Genomic DNA, 18,824 nt, shown 5'->3' on the forward strand with positions numbered 1-18,824 from the left:
TAATAATCATTTGCAAATAGAATGACGGTCGCATCGGCCGGACTGGGTGGAGCAGAGAAGGCAGTAAACGGGCCTCGCCGACCTTCCTTGAGAACCGGCGGGAGAACCGGAGAAGTCAGGGGCTTCTCAGGCTAGCGCAGTCGGTAGTCCGGTTTTGGGGTGGGAGATGATCTCCATGTCGACCCCATAGATCGATTTCATCCGCCCGGATGTCATGATGGTTGCGGCGTCACCCTGATCGATCAGGCCTCCCTGCTTCAGGGCGACGATCCTGTCGCAAAAACGGGCCGCCATGTTGATGTCGTGCAGAACGATGATCACGCCGGTATCGCGCTTGTCGCAAAGCTCGCGGATGAGCCCCATAACCTCGATCTGATGGGCAATGTCGAGGGCGGAGGTGGGCTCGTCAAGCAGCAGGCATTCCGACCCCTGAGCTACAAGCATAGCCAGCCAGACACGCTGGCGCTCTCCGCCGGACAGCGTTTCGACCGGCCGTTTGCGCAAGGCGCCAATGCCGGTGAGGGTAATAGCCTCCTCAACTCTGTCGCGGTCTGCCTTGCCGAAGCGGCCGAGTGCGCCGTGCCAGGGATAACGGCCGAAGGCGACAAGTTCTTCCACCAGCGTGTCGCTGGCGATGGACGGCGTTTGCGGCAGATAGGCGACCTTGCGGGCAAAGTCGCGTGGCCGCCACTCGGGCAGGGGCCGGCCGGCAAAGGTAATCGTGCCGCTCGTCGGCAGCTGCTGGCGGGCCAGCAGTTTGAGCAGCGTCGATTTGCCTGATCCGTTATGGCCGACAAGCGCCGTTATCCGGCCCGCCGGGAAGGTGAGATTGATCCCTGACAGCAGCTCCTGTTCGCCCAGGCGAAAACCGGTGCCAGACAGGGAAAACAGCGCATCACTCATCGCAGAAAATCCTGAATAAGAAGGGTCGGGAGAAACACTGCGACAGGAGGGCGGTCAGGAACGCCGCCGGGCTATCAGCCACAGCATGAAAGGCCCGCCCAGGACTGTGGTGGCGAGCCCTGCGGGGATCTGGAACGGAAAGATTAGATTGCGGCCCAGCCAGTCAGCGATCAGCAGGATTGCGCCGCCGCACAGCGCGGCGGCCAGAAGCTGTTCGCGGGCCCGGTGGAAGCCGAGCATGCGGGCAATATGCGGCCCCATAAGCCCGACAAAACTGAGCGGGCCGATAACGATGGTGGCCGTTGCCGTCAGGATGGCTGTCAGGGCGAAGAGCAGATAGCGCATCATCGCAACCGGAACACCAAGACTGAAGATCGTGACCTGCCCCAGCGGCATCAGGTCAAGCCAGCGGAAGATCAGCGGGCTGCCTGCCAGGGCAAGCAGGCAAACCGTTGCCGTAAATCCGGCTTCGGCCATGGTGGCGTGATAGGTCGAGCCGGCGACCCATGACAGCAACTGCCCGAGGCGCGGGTCCTGTGCTGTCATCAGGACGGCCATGATCAGCCCGGTGGCAGAGCTGAGCGCCACGCCGGTCAGAAGCAGCCGGTCACCGGAAAATCCGGACCGCCTTGAAAGGGCGATCATGAACAGAAGCACGGCCAAAGCGCCGGCGCCGCCAGCAGCAATCTGCATGCTGCGGCTGGCGGTGGCGGTCGAAAACATCAGCACGATAACCCCGAGCATCGCGCCTGAAGAAATGCCAAGAATCTCCGGGCTTGCCATCGGGTTGCCCGTGCCGCGTTGCAGGATGCAGCCGGCCATCGCCAGAATGGCACCGGCGCAAAGGGCTGCGAGGGACCGCGGCAGTCGCCAGTCGATCGCGCCCTGCATCTGGTTGACTGATGAGGCAGCCCAGTGGGTGCCGTCATGCCCGACCACCAGCGTTGCAATGAAGATGGCGGCAAGGATCAGGGTTGCCACGGCGAGCACGATACCAGGACGCGCCCTGCGCGCTGAAGGCAGGCTGGTGGCCGTCGGCGGAGCGCAGGAGGCGCGAAGGCGTGGCAAAAGATAGAGCAGAAGCGGCGCTCCCAGCAGTGCCGTTGCCGCTCCTGTCGGAAACAGGCGATAGGTCGTCGGCAGCAGCTGGATCAGCTGGTCTGTCGTCAGCAGCAAAAATGCGCCAACCAGTGTGGAAAGCAGGAGGTAAAGGCCCGTTCGCCGCACGCCGAGCGAGCGGACCAGAGCCGGTCCGGCGAGCCCGACAAAGCCGAACACGCCGGCCGCGGCCGTCGTGAAGCCGATGGCGACAACGGCGATCACCAGCGCGGCTATCCGGGCTCCGGCGACGGAAAGACCGAGGCTGCGCGCACCTTCATCCTCAAGTCCCAGAAGGGTGAGCGGGCGGATGATGAGGCCGGAGGCCAGCGCTACGACCAGTAGCCGGGGCGCAAGGAAATTTACCTGTGCCCAGTCCTGCTGGCCCAGATTTCCGGCCCCCCAGAAAAACAACCCGATCAGCAGATCATGATTGAAGAGGGTGATGATCGCGGCAAAGGCCCCGCAATAAAGACTGACCAGCAATCCTGAAAGGATAACGGTTACCGGCGAGAGCGCCCGCCGCCAGCTGAGTGCCATGACGGCCGCAAGGGCGAGCCCCGCTCCGATCAGCGCCACGCCTTCACGCCCCAGAACCAATGCGCCGGGAAACCAGACGGTGGCGATGGCGAGCGCCAGGTGGGCGCCGGCAGAGATGCCGAGGGTTGCCGGTTCGGCAAGCTGGTTGCGCAGCGCCCGTTGCAGAATGGCGCCGGCAAGGGCAAGCGCGGCGCCGACCAGAAGGGCCATGGCGACCCGGGGCAGGAACGAGAAGCGGAACATCAATGCACGTGTTGCATCGGGCGGAGCCGCCAGCGCGGCGTCTATCCATCCGCCGACCGGAACAAGCGCGGCGGCATTGAGGGCAAAAAGCGTCGCGCCAAGCAGACTGAGGACTGCGAGCAGGACGAGGGCGGCGGGCAGTTTCAGATCAGTTATCATGGGAGCAGGTCCGGGGCGGCCAGAGCCTCGGCGGCCAGCCGGGCGAACCGCGCGGCGCAGGGAAGGCCACCATAAAAAAGGATGTCTGGCAGGAGCCGGATGCGTCCCTGGCGGATGGGCGCCAGACTGGTCAGCACTGGAATGCGGGCTTTCAGCGCATAGGCCATTCGCGCCGGGGCACCGATATTGACGATCCGGGCATCCGGCGCACCCATCAGGCGATCGAGCGTGATGGTGGCATGGCCGAAGATGGATGTTTCGCCGCTCCAGCCATTCCGGATGTTCCATCGGTCCAGTACGTTCTGGAACAGGCTGTTGGTGCCGAAAACAAGAGCGCGGTTGGCATCGACAAGGCTGATGATGAAGAGCGGCCGCCCGTCATACCGGGCGAGCTTTTCCGTCCCCGCAGCGATGTCGGCGTTTACGCGGTCGACATAGGCAAGGGCGGCCTGATCCGCGCCGATGGCCTGCGCCATCTTTTCAAGCTGCTCCGCTCCATGGGTCAGGTGATCCGGGTGCAGCAGGCCGGCGGCCAGCAGGTGCGGCTCGAACAGGATGACCTTGCCGATTGGGGCCAGACGCGGCGCCAGCGCGGCAAGCTGCGGATTCATGATGATGAAGTCCGGTCCAAGCGCGTCGATCAGTTCCAGGTTCGGTTCGGAGCGCAGGCCGAGTTCGCGCACATCGGCCGGAATGTCTGGCTCGACCATAAGCCGCCTGTAACGCTCGATTTCGGGAGCGGCGAGGGGGTGGATGCCGAGTGCCAGGATGTTGGCGGCGCTGCCCCAGTCCAGAGTGGCGATCCTTGGGCGGTTGCTTAGCCCTTGGGCAGAAGCGAAAGCGGGTATTGCCAGCGCGAGGCTGGCAATACCGGTAGCAAATCCGCGCCGCGTGACCGGGGCGGAAACAAGAGAGGCGGAAGGCATCGCCATTACCAGCGATAGGTCAAGGTTGCCAGGACCGTGCGGCGCTTGCCGGCAAAGACCGAGTTCGAATAGAAGCCCGGTGTATAATATTCCTTGTCGAGCAGGTTGGTGCCGCTGAGCTGGACCGAGGTGCCGGTGAACTGTGGCCCGAGCTCGCCAAGATCATAGGAGACCGAGGCATCCAGCAGGGTATAGCCCGGGATTTCCGTTTGTTCGCCGGTGGTGCTGCTCATGACGGTATAGGAACTGCCGACATAACGGACACCTGATCCGGCGCTGAAGCCGCGCAGGTCACCCTCGAAGTCGTAATTCAGCCAGGCCGAGGCCATGTGATAGGGCACAGAGTCTGCCTGCGTGCCGACCTTGCTGTACCCGCTGGTGTTTGCGTTGTCCTTGGTGACGCGGGCATCGGTATAGGTGTAGCTGGCGGCCAGGTTCCAGCCGTCCCACAGCTGGGTCTTGGCCTCCAGCTCAAGCCCCTGCGACTGGATTTCGCCGGTCTGGATCGAATAACCGGGGTTGTCGGGGTCTGAGGTGGTGACGTTTTGCTGCGTCAGGTCGAACAGGGCTGCCGAGAAGAATCCGTTCCAACCAGCCGGCTCGTATTTCAGGCCGACCTCATATTGCTGGCCGGTTGTGGGTTCGAACTGGGTGCCGCCCGCTGTAGTGCCCACTGCGGGCTCAAAAGATGTGCCGTAGCTGACATAGGGCGTGATGCCGTTGTCAAAAAGATAGGAGAGGCCGATACGGCCCGAGAACTCGCCATCGCGCTGGGTTACGTGCTTGCCGTCGACGAGGCCGGCATAGATGGTCTTGGAATAATAGTCGTTGGTCTTGGTTTCCACCCAGTCATACCGTCCGCCGAGCGTCAGCAGCCAGCTGTCAAAGCCAAGCTGGTCCTGCCCGTAGAGGCCGATCTGGTTGATGGTGTCGAGATCGTTGGATTGGGGGCCGGCGAAGGTATAGCTGACGTCATAATCAGGGTTGATGATGCTGATATTGTTGATGCTGCTGTTCGCGCGGGTTTCCTGTATCCGGTAGTAGCCGTAATTCAGCCCCGCCAGCACATCATGATCGATGGGCCCGGTCTTGAAATCGGTGGTGACATTGTTGTCGAGCATGACCGAGTTCGACACACGCGGGCGCTTCTGCAGCATGACCGAAATGGTGTCGTCGGCATTGACGGCCGCGTTGTTGGCGTCGAAGGCGGATGTGTAATCAAGGTCGGTGTAGGTGTAGCGCAGGTTCTGCTGGAACTCCCAGTTCCGGGCGAAGGCCTGCTTGAACTCGTAACCGAAGGAGGCGCTTTCAGCCTCCCACTCGCTTACTCCCGGGGCGCCGATAAAGAAGTCGTCTGGAATTTTCGTGCCGGAGGAATAGAGCGAGTTGGCAATCGGCAGGCTCTGCTCCGAACCGCCTTTGGTAACCTTGGAATAGCTGGTCAGGATGGTCAGGCTGGTGTCGTCGTCGGGCTTGAAGGTGACGGACGGTGCGAGATAGATGGAATCGTCGGGTGAATAGTTGATCTGGGTGTCGCTGTTGCGATAGAGGCCGGTGAAACGATAGAGCACGGTGTCGTCTTCGTTCGCCGGACCGGCGAGGTCGAAGCCGACCTGCTTGCGATTATAGGAGCCGTATTGCAACTGCACCTCGTGCAGGGGCTCTGCCGTCGGGCGTTTGGTGCGGGTATCCACCAGCCCGCCCGGCATAGCATCGCCATAAAGCGTCGAGGATGGACCCTTGAGGATGTTGAATTCTTCGAGGGCGTAAGGTTCGATGTCGCTGTCGTAAGGATTGAAGCCGTTGCGCAGGCCGTCGCGATAATAGGCGCGCTGGCTCTGGCTGCGGAAACCACGCATGTAAAGGCGCGGCATGCCCTGGCCGCCCGGATAATCAACGGCGCGGATCCCCGGTGAATAGGAAACGGCGTCGTTGAAGTTCGTCACTCCGCGCTGCTTGAGCTCTTCCTGGGTAACGACGCTGACCGATTGCGGTATTTCCAGCAGGCTGGCATCGTTTTTCATGCCTGTGCTCGTGCCGGACGGGACGAATCCCTGGTCCTGGTCTGTCGTCCGGGAGGCGGTCACGACCACCGGCTCGAGGGTGGCTGCGGCATTGTCAGGCCGGGCGAAAATGGTGACCGATCCATCCGGGGCAATACTGTAGGCAAGCCCGCTTCCGGCCAGCAGGTGATCGAGGGCGGTCTTCACGCTCATGGTGCCGGAAAGGGCAGCGACCTGTTTGCCTTCGGTCAGGTTGCTGGGATAGAGGATGTGGAGATTGGCCTGACGGCCAAGCGCCAGCAGTGCCTCTTCAAGCGACCCCTGCGGGATAGACAGTCTGGGGGCTGTCTGCGCTTCGGCGGGCGGTGTTGCCAGGGCCGTGGTCAGCGCTGTCAACGACGCCCCTGTCAGTGCCAGCGCCATCAAGCCGGACCGTGCCGCTTTCCCAACTTTCAACCGATACATACCGTTCCCCACTCGATAGATATGCAAATGCGGCGCATTATCATTTTTATGCGCTGGTAACTAAGAGCGGGGAGGGCGCCTTCTCCTGACGTCGGAAATGAATTTATTTCTGATTATGCCCCGGCCGGCAGTGCCGGAAGGTATGGCGCCCCGAAAAAAGTAGGTCCGGCCATAAGGCCGGACCCGGTTGTTCTATATGGTTATGTGTCAGGCGGCGCGCATATCTTCGAGGAAGCGCTTGATGAGGCTGCCGAGGCTGGCTGCCTCGTTGCTGAGATCGGCGGTTGCATGCTGCACATCGTCCGACGAGCGCCGGGAAACATCCGCCACCTTGGACAGGGCGGCGATATTGTCCGAGACGCCCTGGGTGCCAACGGCAGCCTGCTCGACATTGCGGCCGATTTCGTTGGTGGCGGCGCTCTGCTCTTCCACCGCGGCAGCCACGGCGCCGGCGATCTCGTTCATCTGGCCGATGCTCTGGCCGATGCGGGTGATGGCGCCCACCGTCGTCTGGGTCTTTTCCTGGATGGAGCGGACCTGGGCGGCGATGCTTTCGGTGGCGCGGCCGGTCTGGCTGGCGAGGGACTTCACTTCCTGCGCCACCACCGCAAAGCCCTTGCCGGCCTCGCCAGCGCGCGCGGCTTCAATCGTGGCGTTGAGGGCCAGCAGGTTGGTTTGCTCGGCGATCGAGGTGATGAGCTCGATCACTTCGCCGATCTGCTGGGCGGACTGGACGAGGGCATGCACCTGCTCTTCGCTCTGCCGCGCCTCGGAGACGGCGGTAGAAGCGACCGTCGACTGGGCCTGGACCTGACGCGAGATCTCCTCGATGGAGGCTGTCAGCTCGCGGGCGGCGGCTGCCACCATCTGCACATTGGCGGAGGCCTGTTCTGCGGCACGGTTGGCCTGCGAGGCCTGGTTGTTGGTTTCGGTCGCCTGATGGGCGAGCAGGTCGGCAATCCCTTCCAGCGAACCGCCGGCCTTGTTGACCTCGGCCAGCATCGACTGGACCTTGCCATCGAACTCCTGCGTCAGGCTCTCGACCTTGCGGGCACGGGCCTCGCGCTGCTGGCGGCTGGCTTCGGCTTCGGCGGAGAGGCGATCAGCCGTCAGCTTGTTGTCGCGAAAGACGATGACGGCGCCCGCCATATCGCCAATCTCGTCGCCGCGATCGGCACCGGGGATGGTGAATTCGGTATCGCCGTCGGCGAGCTTGTGCATGGCGGCCGTCATCAGGCGGATGGGTTTGGCAACGGCGCCGGACAGCACGAAGAAGAAGAGCAACGCGAGGGCAAACAGCAGCACGATGCCGCCGACGATGACCTGGGACGCGACATCGCTGGCTTCATTCTGCTGCTGGCGCAGCGCGGCAGTTGCTTCGGCAAACGAAGTGCTGAGGGCGCCGCTCAGCTGGCTGACCTTCACCATCATTTTTTTTGACGGACCGGCAATTTCCAGTGCGCGGGCGTAGTTGACCGTCTCCGGCCGCTGCATGGCGGCTACCTGCGGGTCGGCGGCGTCGGTAAACCAGCTGCTGAGAGCGGCGGAAAGATCGCTTGCCTGCGTGGCAAAACCGGTGCCGCTGACGGCATCGCCGAAGCTCTTGAGCTTGTCGCCGATATTGCCCTCGACCTTCTGGAAGTTCTCGAGATCGGAGAGTTCGCCGGTGATGAGGAAGCTCATCAGGCTGGTGCGGGCGGCGCCGATATCGCGGGTGATACCATCCAGCTGGGCGTTGAGAGTGGCATTACGCTCATAGGACTGGGCGGTGGCGTCCATGTTGCGCAGCTGGGCCATGGTGACGGCGCCAACTGTTGCCATTACCGCCATCATCAGGACGAAGCAGGCCAGGATCTTGCGGCTGATGGGCATGTTGCGGAAGAGCTTCATGGCACTTCCCTCCGATCTTTTATGATTGTGGCGTCGCTCAGACGGAACGGCGGCGGGCGAGTTCGGTCAGGTTGATCTCGAACACGGCGGCCCCGATGGCCTTCTGCGTGGCGGGATCGGTCAGGGTCAGGTCGACCTGGACGAACCAGGCCTTGTTGTCCTCGTCATATTCGGGCTCGTCGATGAAGACGGTGCCGGGGCCGAAGGGGTAGGTCTTCTGGAACTTGGCTTCGTCGCCCTGCCAGTAGTCGGAGGTGATGTCGCTCTGCCCGACATTGAGGCCGTTATTGTCGACGATGAAAATCTCGTGGAAGAGGCCGAGCGAGCCGGCCTGCGTTTGCAACAGATAGCTGGAAAGCGGGTTGGAGAGGGTGCGGGCGATCAGCGGCTGCTTGTCCTGCTTGCGCTCGGCAACCCAGCTCTTGTCCAGCGTATCGATCTGCGCCTGGGTAATGCCGGAACGCAGCTGGTTTTGCGCATTGATCATCAGCGGGACGACCGGATTGGCCAGCACGCCGGCAATCTGATCCATCACCGGCTTGTCGATCAGCGAGACGGGTGGGGCCGGCGGCGGATCGGCCCAGGCGGTGAGGGATGTCGAAAGGCTGATGGCGGCGGCACCCAGCAGACCCTTCGCGGCGACCTTGCTCCAGCGCATCATTTTCAATCTTCCTAAAAAGCGGGACAAATTGTTCGTGACCATACTCGTACGCCCACCGGCGGAGCGTCTATCTGACCAGAGGGCTGTCTGCCTGCTTATGCGAAGGAAGTAGACGGAATGTCCTGGTTCTGCCGGAACGGCAGGTTTGCAAGAAGGCGGATGCCGGGCACAAACGCGAGAGATTGCGCACCTTTGAGCCGGTAAGGCCGGGTGCGCGCCTCACTCCCAAAGATACGCCTGCCCCTGACGATGTGCCGGTTAAGCATCGTGAAGAATGGCAAGAAGGCCGGCGGCGTGAGCCCCGGCCTCTTTACAATTACCCTATGAGAAGATGTGAAACCTACCAGTCAATCCCACTTGAACGGGAAAGGCGCATCGATACGCCGGCCATCGTCGCGGCCGAGGGCGGCAATGCGGGCCATTTCATCCGCGCTGAGGCGGAAGTCGAAAATCTCAAGATTTTCGCGGATGCGGGCAGGGGTGGCGGATTTGGGGATCGCCAGCACATTATCCTGCTGGGTTAGCCAGCGCAGCGCCACCTGGGACGCGGTTTTGCCATGGGCCCGGCCGATCTCTTCCAGCACCGGATTGCCTTGCGTGGCCCCGCGGGCCAGCGGCTGGTAGGCGGTAAGTGCCATGCCCTTTTCCGCCAGCAGGGCGCGCAGCGGCTCCTGCCGAAAGAAGGGGTGAAACTCGACCTGGTTGGTGATCAGCGGGTGACGGGTAACCGCCTGGGCTTCACGGATCATCGCGGGGGTGAAGTTGCTGACGCCGATATGGCGGGCAAGGCCCGCATCGACGGCATCGTTCACCGAAGCCACCATCTCAGAAATCGCCATTCCCGGTGCCGGCCAGTGGATGAGCAGCAGATCGGCGACGCCGCAGCCGAGATCCTTCACCGATGCCTCGGCCGAGCGCAGCAGCTTGTCGCGCTGAAGTTCAGTGTACCAGACCTTGGTGGTGATGAAGATCTGATCGCGCGGCACGCCGCTGGCCGCAATGCCGGCGCCGACATCCTTCTCGTTGGCATACATGCGGGCGGCATCGACATGGCGGTAACCGAGCTCCAGCCCGTACCGCACCGCCTCGATAGCGCCGGCGCCATGCATATCGTAGGTGCCAAGGCCGATGCGGGGCATCCGTGCGCCGCCGGCTTCAAAATATTCCATCTTCTGCTGTCCCCCCGGCTTGCCGGTTCCATAGCGCGGAAAGCCGGCTTATCTTCTTCAAAGGCCCGGCATTTTTTAAATGCTGTGCGCTTGCCGGCAGCATGCGGGCCCGGCGTACAAACGGCAAGGGCGGGCAAAAGCCCCAAGGGGAGAGAACGATCATGGTCGCAATGCCGCAGCCGGATGCCGATGTGCTGCGCCGCCGGCAGGAAATTGCCGCCGCGCTTTCCCGCATTGTGCCCGGCGAAGGCGTGATCACCGTGCCGACCGCCCTCAAGCCTTATGAATCCGATGCGCTGACCGCCTATCGCCAGACCCCGCTGATGGTGGTGCTGCCGGAAACCGTGCAGCAGGTCTCCGCCGTGCTGCGCTATTGCCATGAGCACGGGGTGCGCGTGGTGCCGCGCGGATCGGGCACGTCGCTCAGCGGCGGCTCATTGCCGCTCGCCGACGCCGTGCTGCTGGGCATGGGCAAGTTCAACCGCGTGCTCGATATCGACTATGCCAATCGCACGGTCACGGCGCAGCCCGGCGTCACCAACCTTGCCATCACCCGCGCGGTGGAGGGGCGGGGCTTCTATTACGCACCCGACCCCTCAAGCCAGATCGCCTGCTCTATCGGCGGCAATGTGGCGGAGAATTCCGGCGGGGTGCATTGCCTCAAATACGGGCTCACCACCAACAATGTGCTGGGGGTGGAGATCGTCCTGATTACCGGCGAGATCCTGCGTCTTGGCGGCAAACATCTGGATGCCGAGGGGTATGACCTGCTGGGCCTCATCACCGGCTCCGAGGGGTTGCTGGGCGTGGTTACGGAAGTGACGGTGCGCATCCTCAGCAAACCCACGACGGCACGCGCGGTGCTGATGGGTTTTGCCAGCAGCCTTGCCGCGGGGGACTGTGTGGCCGACATCATCGCTTCCGGCATCATCCCGGCGGGCCTTGAGATGATGGACGGGCCGGCTATCAAGGCGGCGGAGGATTTTGTCCATGCCGGTTATCCGCTGGATGTCGAGGCGCTGCTGATCTGCGAACTCGACGGGCCGGCGGTCGAAGTCGACTATCTGATCTCCCGCGTGTGTGCGATTGCCGAAAAACACGGTGTCACCACCGTGCGCACCAGCAACAGCGAAGAGGAGCGGGCGCTGTTCTGGGCCGGGCGCAAGGCGGCCTTTCCGGCGGTCGGGCGTATCTCGCCGGACTATTACTGCATGGACGGCACCATCCCGCGCAAGAAGCTGCCGCTGGTGCTGGAGCGCATGCAGGAGCTCTCGCAGAAATACGGCCTGCGCGTCGCCAATGTCTTCCACGCCGGGGACGGCAACCTGCACCCGCTCATTCTTTATGATGCCAACAAGCCGGGCGAGCTGGAGGCGGCGGAGGCGCTGGGCGCCGATATCCTGTGTCTCTGTGTTGAAGTCGGCGGTGTGCTGACGGGCGAGCATGGCGTGGGCGTGGAAAAACGCGACCTGATGCCGGAGCAGTTCTCCGAGACCGACCTTAATCAGCAGCTGCGGGTCAAATGCGCCTTCGATGCCGAGCATCTGCTCAATCCGGGCAAGGTGTTTCCGGTGCTGCACCGCTGCGCCGAGCTGGGCCGCATGCATGTGCATCACGGCGCGCTGCCCCATCCCGAGCTGCCGAGATTTTGACGGACATGGCCGACCTTCTGGAACCGCAGGATGCCGCTTCAGCCGTGGAGGCGGTGGCGGATGCCCTTGCCAGCCGCACCCCGCTGGAACTGACGGGCCATGGCAGCAAACGTGGCTATGGCCGGCCTGTCGCCGCGACAAGGCAGCTTTCCGCCCGCATGCTGGCGGCGGTTGATTTTTATGAACCGGAAGAGCTGGTGCTGAAAGCCGGCGCGGGCATGCCGCTGGCCGAAGTGGAGGCGCTGCTGGGCAAGGCCGGCCAGCATCTGGCTTTCGAGCCGATGGATCTGGGCCCGCTCCTCGGCGGGCCAGCCGGTGCCGGCACGCTGGCGGGCGTGGTTGCCTGCAGTCTTTCCGGGCCCCGCCGGCCGTTTGCCGGGGCGGCGCGCGACCATGTGCTGGGCATCGAGGCGGTAAGCGGTCGCGGCGACCTGCTGACCACCGGCAGCCGCGTGGTCAAGAATGTGACGGGCTATGACCTGCCCAAGCTGCTGACCGGCTCTTTCGGGACGCTTGCCTTTTATACCAGCCTGACGCTCAAGACCCTGCCGGCGCCGGAGCGGGCGGTGACGCTGGTGCTGGAAGGCCTCGGCGATCAAACCGCCATTGAAATCATGACGCGGGCGCTGACCAGCGCGCTGGAAGTGAGCGGCGCTGCCCATCTGCCGGCGGGGCTTGCCGGTTACAGCGACGGCGCTTCCCGCACCCTGCTGCGGCTGGAAGGCTTTGCTGTTTCTGTCGCCGACCGGCAGGCGGCGCTGGAAAAACTACTCGCCGGTGTCGCTCCCTGCCGGATGGTCGAGGGGGAGGAATGCAAGGCCCTGTGGCAGGCGGTGCGCGATGTGCGCCCACTGATAGAGCCAGCCGCCAGTGCCGTCTGGCGCCTTTCCGTCGCGCCGTCCGAGGGGGCGAAGGTGATGGCCCGCCTCAGGCAGGCGCTGGGCGTCAGCGGTTATTATGACTGGGGCGGCGGCCTGATCTGGGTAGCGGTGGCGCCCGGTTTTGCCGATGCCGGGGCCGGCCCGCTGCGCGCGGCGCTGGGGGAGGGACATGCCACGCTGGTACGCGCACCGGAAGCGGTGCGGGCCGCGGTGCCTGTGTTCCACCCGCAATCGCCGGCGCTGGCGGCACTTGCTGCAAGGGTCAAGGACAGTTTCGATCCGGAAAATCTGCTGGGTCCCGGCCGGATGGTTGCGGGCAGCGAGCGGGCGAGGGGCTGAGGTATCATGCAGACAAGATTTACCGCCGCCCAGCTTGAAGACCCGAACACCCGTGAGGCGGAAAAGATCCTGCGCAGCTGCGTACATTGCGGCTTCTGCACTGCCACCTGCCCCACCTATGTGCTGCTGGGCGATGAGCTGGATAGCCCGCGCGGGCGTATTTATCTGCTGAAGGACATGCTGGAATCCGGCCGGGCGCCGGACAGCGAAACGGTGCGCCATCTCGACCGCTGCCTCAGCTGCCTCAGCTGCATGACGACCTGCCCGTCGGGCGTCAATTACATGCACCTGATCGACCAGGGCCGGGCGCTGGTGGAAGAGCAGTATCGCCGCCCCTTTGCCGACCGGGCGCTGCGCGCCGTGCTGTCCTTTGTGCTCCAGCGCCGGCCGGTGCTGCGCCTTGCGCTGATCGGCGGCTGGTTTGCCCGTCTCTTCAGTCGGCCCGTTGCCCGCCTGCTGCCGCGCCGGATCGAGGCACTGCTGAGCCTCGTACCACCAGTGCTGCCGAGCCCTGGCGCGGCCGAGCGGCCGGGTACCCATGCGGCCGACGACGCGCTCAAGGCCCGCGTTGCCCTGCTGCCGGGCTGCGTGCAGCCGGTGATGGCGCCGCAGATCGACGCCGCCACGCTGCGCCTGCTCGCCCGCCACGGGGTGGAGGCGGTAATGCCGGATGCCGGAGCGCTTGGCGGCTGCTGCGGCTCGCTGCCCCACCATATGGGCCGGGAGCATGAAGCGCTGGAAAAGGCCCGGCGTATGGTCGATCTGTGGTGGGCTGAGACGAAGGACGGCGGCGGCAAGGGGCTGGACGCCATCCTCATCACCGCCTCGGGCTGCGGCACCACGGTCAAGGACTACGGCTACATGCTGCGCGAGGATGCGGCCTATGCCGGCAAGGCTGCCGTCATTGCCGCGCTGGCGAAGGATGTCAGCGAATTCATGACCACGCTGGGTATCGCGCCGCAGGCCGGACAACTGCCGGAAGGGCTCAAGGTTACCTATCACTCCGCCTGCTCCATGCAGCACGGGCAGAAGCTGAAGACCGAGCCGCAGGCGCTGCTGCGCAAGGCGGGGTTTGCCGTCAGCGACGTGCCGGAAGGGCATCTGTGCTGCGGCTCCGCCGGCACCTACAACATCCTGCAGCCGGACATCGCCGGGGCGCTCAAAAAGCGCAAACTTGCCAATATTGCCACTACACGGCCCCAAATCATCGCTACGGGAAATGTCGGCTGCATGGCGCAGCTGGCCGATGGCGCACCCGCACCTGTGGTGCACACGGTCGAATTGCTGGACTGGGCAACCGGGGGTCCGCGGCCTGCTGCGCTCGGCTGAGCGCCCGTGTGAAGGCCCGGGCCGGGAGGGGCGAGGGACTGGTACAGGCCCCGCATCTCCTGTAAGAAGGCGCCCGTTCAGCACAAGGACCACCGGTTGATCGGGAAGGGAGCGCAGAAGTTGGCGCGAGCGCGGTATGGTATGATGCGAGTGGCTTTTGCCATTCTTTTTGGCCTCATTCTCATTGCCCCGGGCGTGCGCGCCGCCACGCAGCAGCCTGCCGATTTCAAGCGCTGGCTCGACGGCGTTGCCGTGGAAGCCTCCCATCGCGGCGTAAAACTGGCGCTGGCCAAAGCCACGCTCGCCAATGTGAGTTTCCGCCCGCGGGTGGTGCAGAACGACCGCAACCAGGCCGAATTCATCGAGCCGCTGGCCAAATATCTCGGTCGCCATGCCTCCGACAACACCATCGCCCTGGGCCAGGCCGCGCTTGCCCAGTGGCAGGATACGCTGCTCAAGGTCGAGAAGACCTATGGCGTGCCCTCGCAGATCATCGTCGCCATCTGGGGCATGGAAAGCGGATATGGCCGCGCGCAGGGCAACTATCCGGTGATCGACGCGCTGGCGACGCGCGCTTTCCAGCGCCAGTCCGACAAGTGGCTGCGCGATCATCTGATCTATGCCCTGCAGGCCGTGCAGAAATACCACCTCGACCCCAAGACCATGCTCGGCTCCTGGGGCGGGGCGATGGGCCAGCCGCAATTCATGCCGCAGGCCTACATCTCCTATGCCGTCGATTTCGACAAGGACGGCAAGGCCGATATCTGGGGCTCGCCGGCGGACGTCTTTGCCTCCATCGCCAACTACCTCAAGGAAAATGGCTGGCAGCCGGGTTATCTCTGGGGCCGCGAAGTGACGGTGCCGCCGGATTTCGACTATGGCCTTTCCGACGGGACCACGCTGCCGATGGGCGAGTGGGCGGCCAAGGGCGTGGTGCGGGCAAGCGGACTGGATTTGCCGGATACCGGCAATATGGAAGCGCGGCTGCTGACCCCTTCGGGCACGCAAGGCCCGGCCTTTCTCGTCTATGATAATTTCGATGCCATCCGCCGCTATAACGCGTCCGATGCCTATGCGCTGACGGTGGCCTATCTAGCCGACCGCATCGTCGGGCGCCCGCCGCTGACCAACCTGCAGCCGACCGATGACCTTGAGGTCACCAATGGCGAGCTGGAAGAGATGCAGAAGAAGCTGGTGAAGCTCGGCTTCGACCCCGGTGAGGTTGACGGCATGATGGGGGGGCAGACCCGCAAGGCGGTGCTGGCCTTCCAGCGCGCCAATCATCTGAAGCCGGATGATGGCATCCCCACCCGCCATGTGCTGCAGGCGTTGCGCGCCGCCGTACCGTCGCTGCCCAATGCGCCGGCTCCGGCGGCAAAGTCCGGCAAGCCCTCCGGTGCAACCGGCAACAGCGGTGCCGTTCCGGTGCCGGTTCCGCGCGGCTGACGGCGAGGGCAGGGGAGAGGCGCCGGGCGGCAAATTTGAGGGTTCCGTTCCTCCGCCTTTGCCGCTATAAGCGCCGGCCCTGCGGCCTGCGGCCGTCATCCTGCCAAGAGATATCCCCATGGTGAGCCCCAAGGCTGCCGGCGCGCTGTCGGTCGGCATCGATTTCGGCACGGCAAACACTGTCATCGCGCTTGCGGACGCGGCGGGCGATGTCAGGGTGCTGCCCTTCGAGCATAACGAGATCGTGTCGGAGACTTTTCCGACCGCGCTCTGTTTCTGGGAAGAGGTGGCCGGCGGCGAGCATTTCAAGCATGTCGAAGCCGGGCCCTGGGCAATCTCGCAATATCTGAACGGGCTTTCCGCGCACCGTTTCATCCAGTCCTTCAAAAGCTTTGCGGCGAGCGGCAGTTTCAAGGAAACCCGCATTTTTTCCGACCGCTTCCGCTTTGAGGATCTGCTGGCCGCCTTCATGCGCGTGCTGCAGCGCCATGCCGAAGGCACGGCGACCCTTGCCGGCGCGCCGGTGCGCATCGGCCGCCCGGTGCGGTTTGCCGGCGCCTCCCCGGATGAAGCGCTGGCGATGGAGCGTTACCGCGCCGGTTTTGCCAGCGCCGGCATTACGGACGCCCGTTATGTTTATGAGCCGGTAGCGGCCGCCTTCTTCTTCGCCCGGCAGCTGGCTGCCGATGCCACGATCCTGGTGGCGGACTTTGGCGGTGGTACCAGCGACTTTTCGGTCATCCGCTTTACCCGCAGGAACGGCAGGCTGGAGGCGACCCCGCTTGGTAATGCCGGTATCGGTATCGCCGGTGACAGTTTTGATGCCCGCCTGATCGACAAGGTGGTGGCGCCGGAACTGGGCAAGGGCAGCGAATATCGCTCCATGGGCGCGGTGCTGCCGCTGCCCAACCGCTACTTCGCCGGGCTTGCCAGCTGGAACCAGCTGGCGGTGATGAAACATGGTCGCGACCTTGCCGACCTCGTAAAGCTCGCCCGCATGGCAATCGACCCGGAGCCGCTGCAGGCCTTCATCCGCATTGTCGAGGATGATCTGGGTTTTGCCCTGCACCGGGCGGTGTCGGCGACCAAGATCGCGCTTTCCGATGCCGACAGCGCGCCCTTCAGCTTCACCGTCGGTGATGTGGAGATCGAGCGCAGGATCTCGCGCGCTGATTTTGAAAGCTGGATCGCCCCGGATGTAACCCGCCTCGGGGAAACGGTGGATCAGGCGCTGGCCAATGCCGGCATCGGGGAGGCGGGCATCGATGCCGTGTTCTTTACCGGCGGCAGTTCGTCCATTCCGGCAATCCGGCAGGTCTTTGCCGACCGCTTCGGTACCCAGCGCCTCACCTTTGCCGAGCGCTTTTCCTCCATCGCCGCCGGCCTTGCGCTGATGGCGCAGGCCGACGATCTGGATGGCAGCCTTTCCCTGAGCTGAGACTTCAGCCCGACGGCGGCAGGATGAGGGCGGGGTTGCGCGGCCAGGCGTTGAGCACGGCATGCACCACCGTTGCCAGCGGAATGGCGAAGAACAGGCCCCAGAAACCCCAGAAGCTGCCGAACACCAGCACCGCCAGGATGATGGCATTGGGGTGCAGCTTCACCACGTTGGAGAACAGGAGCGGCACCAGCACATTGCCGTCGAGCGCCTGCAGCACGGCATAGGCGCCGAGCACGATCAGGAAATGGGTGTCGAGGCCGAACTGGAAATAGGCCACCAGCATCAGCGGCACCGCCACCGCGGCGGCGCCGAAATAGGGCACCACGACCGAAAGCCCGGTGATGAGGCCGAGCAGCACGGCAAATTTGAGATCCAGCGCCGCATAGGTGGCCCAGCTGACGACGGCGATGATGATGATGTGAAACACCTTGCCGCGCACATAGGAGCCGGTCTTGAGGTTCACTTCCGCCCACACGGTATTAACCAGCGTGCGCCGCGTCGGCAGGAACCGGGAGAGCCAGGTGAGGATCTCCGCCTTGTCCTTGAGGAAGAAGAACACCATCACCGGCACCAGCACGGCATAGATCATGACCGTCATAGCGTTGGAGAGCCGGTCGAGCGACGAGACCAGCAGACCCTGCACGGCGGAAAGCGCATCGGCACGCAGTGACTGCAGCGCCTCGGCCAGCTGCTCGCGGCTGATAAGGCCGGGATATTTGTCCGGCAGCTCGAGCAGCGCCATCTGCGCGGCCTGCGTCATGTCCGGCAGAGTGACGGCCAGCTGGGTTACCTGCTGGGAGAGCAGCGGGGCGAGGATGACGATGCCGGCAACGGCGATGCCCACAAAACCGCCCCAGACCACAATGACCGCCAGCACATTGGGCAGACCGAGCCGGCGCAGGCGCGTGCAGGGGCCATCCAGCAGATAGGCAATAACGACGGCAGCGATGACCGGGGCAAGCGTCTGGCCGAGAAACAGGATAGCCAGCACGCCCAGAATCAGCACAACCGCCAGCAGCATCACGTCGGGGTCGGAAAAATGACGCCGGAACCAGTCCTTTACGATTTCCATGACCCGTGTTGCTGCCTTCCTGATCTCGTCCACCGCCGGCGGTTGCCTGCGGTGCATCCTTGCGGCTCCGCCCGCCAGATGGGGTTTTTGCCGCAGCTGCGCAAGGAGAAGACCCTATCAAGCCGCCTGCGAGTTGATTTGACAATCCCCCGCAAGGGGCCGGACACTGCGAGATAACGATATAAGGCTGGCAAAAAGCCGGCCGCTCTAGGGGAGGACCGGAACGTATGACCCCTGCAACAGCGCACCCGATGCCCGGATCCGGTAACAACAGGCAGCACAGACCAACAGCCGGCCCGCCCGAGGGGCGGCAGCCTCCCGGTGCGCTTGGCGTCAGCGGGGGCGAGGCCCTGCCCGCCACCAGCCAGATCCCCGCCGGGGCGCACCTGCCGCGCTGGCTTGTTGCCGTCCTGGCCGTGCTTCTTCTCCTGCTTGCATACCACGCCCTGACCTGATCCTGCCCGGATCGGAGTGTTCTCCCTTTAGCCTGCGGTCCGCTTTTGCGGCGCTCTGGCCAGGGGGATGCACTCCGGCGAGGCCGCCCCCGCTGCCCTTCCTCCTCCCTAAGGGCATGGGACGCGGCGAGCGCTGCTCTGGGCGGAGAGGG

At 64.1% G+C, this 18,824-nt stretch carries 13 protein-coding genes; 5 read left to right on the forward strand and 8 right to left on the reverse strand.

Annotated elements, in window-relative coordinates; genetic code table 11:
• Positions 1-126: 126 nt before the first annotated feature.
• The 7 genes from QTL98_RS20640 to QTL98_RS20670 all read right to left on the reverse strand — a co-directional run bounded on the left by QTL98_RS20640 (position 127) and on the right by QTL98_RS20670 (position 10,057).
• Positions 127-903, reverse strand: a complete 777-nt coding sequence (locus QTL98_RS20640) for an ABC transporter ATP-binding protein (RefSeq protein ID WP_445682712.1) — start codon at positions 901-903, stop codon at positions 127-129.
• 54 nt (positions 904-957) lie between these two features.
• Positions 958-2,943 (reverse strand): Fe(3+)-hydroxamate ABC transporter permease FhuB, encoded by a 1,986-nt coding sequence (gene fhuB / locus QTL98_RS20645; protein WP_445682713.1) that lies wholly within the window; start codon positions 2,941-2,943, stop codon positions 958-960.
• Positions 2,940-3,869 carry an ABC transporter substrate-binding protein gene (locus QTL98_RS20650; RefSeq protein ID WP_445682714.1) on the reverse strand — a complete coding sequence of 310 codons (930 nt, stop codon included), beginning with the start codon at positions 3,867-3,869 and terminating at the stop codon, positions 2,940-2,942. The genes fhuB and QTL98_RS20650 overlap by 4 nt, the downstream gene beginning before the upstream one ends.
• Positions 3,870-3,874: 5 nt before the next feature.
• A complete protein-coding gene (locus tag QTL98_RS20655; protein WP_445682715.1) occupies positions 3,875-6,268 on the reverse strand; it encodes a TonB-dependent siderophore receptor in 2,394 nt (797 codons plus the stop codon).
• A 276-nt stretch (positions 6,269-6,544) separates the two neighbouring features.
• Positions 6,545-8,227 (reverse strand): methyl-accepting chemotaxis protein, encoded by a 1,683-nt coding sequence (locus QTL98_RS20660; RefSeq protein ID WP_445682716.1) that lies wholly within the window; start codon positions 8,225-8,227, stop codon positions 6,545-6,547.
• A 37-nt stretch (positions 8,228-8,264) separates the two neighbouring features.
• Positions 8,265-8,888, reverse strand: a complete 624-nt coding sequence (locus tag QTL98_RS20665; protein WP_445682717.1) for a hypothetical protein — start codon at positions 8,886-8,888, stop codon at positions 8,265-8,267.
• Positions 8,889-9,235: 347 nt separating this feature from the next.
• Positions 9,236-10,057 carry an aldo/keto reductase gene (locus tag QTL98_RS20670; protein ID WP_445682718.1) on the reverse strand — a complete coding sequence of 274 codons (822 nt, stop codon included), beginning with the start codon at positions 10,055-10,057 and terminating at the stop codon, positions 9,236-9,238.
• A gap of 161 nt (positions 10,058-10,218) precedes the next feature.
• On the opposite strand from QTL98_RS20670, the gene QTL98_RS20675 reads away from it, so the two are divergent.
• From QTL98_RS20675 to QTL98_RS20695, 5 genes are all read left to right on the forward strand, one after another.
• Positions 10,219-11,709, forward strand: coding sequence for an FAD-linked oxidase C-terminal domain-containing protein (locus QTL98_RS20675; protein WP_445682719.1), 1,491 nt, complete (start codon positions 10,219-10,221; stop codon positions 11,707-11,709).
• 5 nt (positions 11,710-11,714) lie between these two features.
• Positions 11,715-12,929 (forward strand): FAD-binding protein, encoded by a 1,215-nt coding sequence (locus QTL98_RS20680; RefSeq protein WP_445682720.1) that lies wholly within the window; start codon positions 11,715-11,717, stop codon positions 12,927-12,929.
• 6 nt (positions 12,930-12,935) lie between these two features.
• On the forward strand, positions 12,936-14,258 hold the full coding sequence (gene glcF, locus QTL98_RS20685; RefSeq protein ID WP_445682721.1) for a glycolate oxidase subunit GlcF: 1,323 nt from the start codon (positions 12,936-12,938) through the stop codon (positions 14,256-14,258).
• A 150-nt stretch (positions 14,259-14,408) separates the two neighbouring features.
• Positions 14,409-15,704, forward strand: coding sequence for a lytic murein transglycosylase (locus QTL98_RS20690; protein ID WP_445682722.1), 1,296 nt, complete (start codon positions 14,409-14,411; stop codon positions 15,702-15,704).
• 118 nt (positions 15,705-15,822) lie between these two features.
• Positions 15,823-17,142, forward strand: a complete 1,320-nt coding sequence (locus QTL98_RS20695; protein ID WP_445682723.1) for an Hsp70 family protein — start codon at positions 15,823-15,825, stop codon at positions 17,140-17,142.
• A gap of 4 nt (positions 17,143-17,146) precedes the next feature.
• Here QTL98_RS20695 and QTL98_RS20700 read toward each other — a convergent pair whose 3' ends face one another.
• Positions 17,147-18,274: an AI-2E family transporter gene (locus QTL98_RS20700; RefSeq protein WP_445682724.1), complete on the reverse strand. Its 1,128-nt coding sequence runs from the start codon at positions 18,272-18,274 to the stop codon at positions 17,147-17,149.
• Positions 18,275-18,824 lie beyond the last annotated feature (550 nt).

This window comes from Radicibacter daui, from assembly GCA_030657355.1.
Taxonomy (GTDB): Bacteria; Pseudomonadota; Alphaproteobacteria; order Radicibacterales; family Radicibacteraceae; genus Radicibacter; species Radicibacter daui.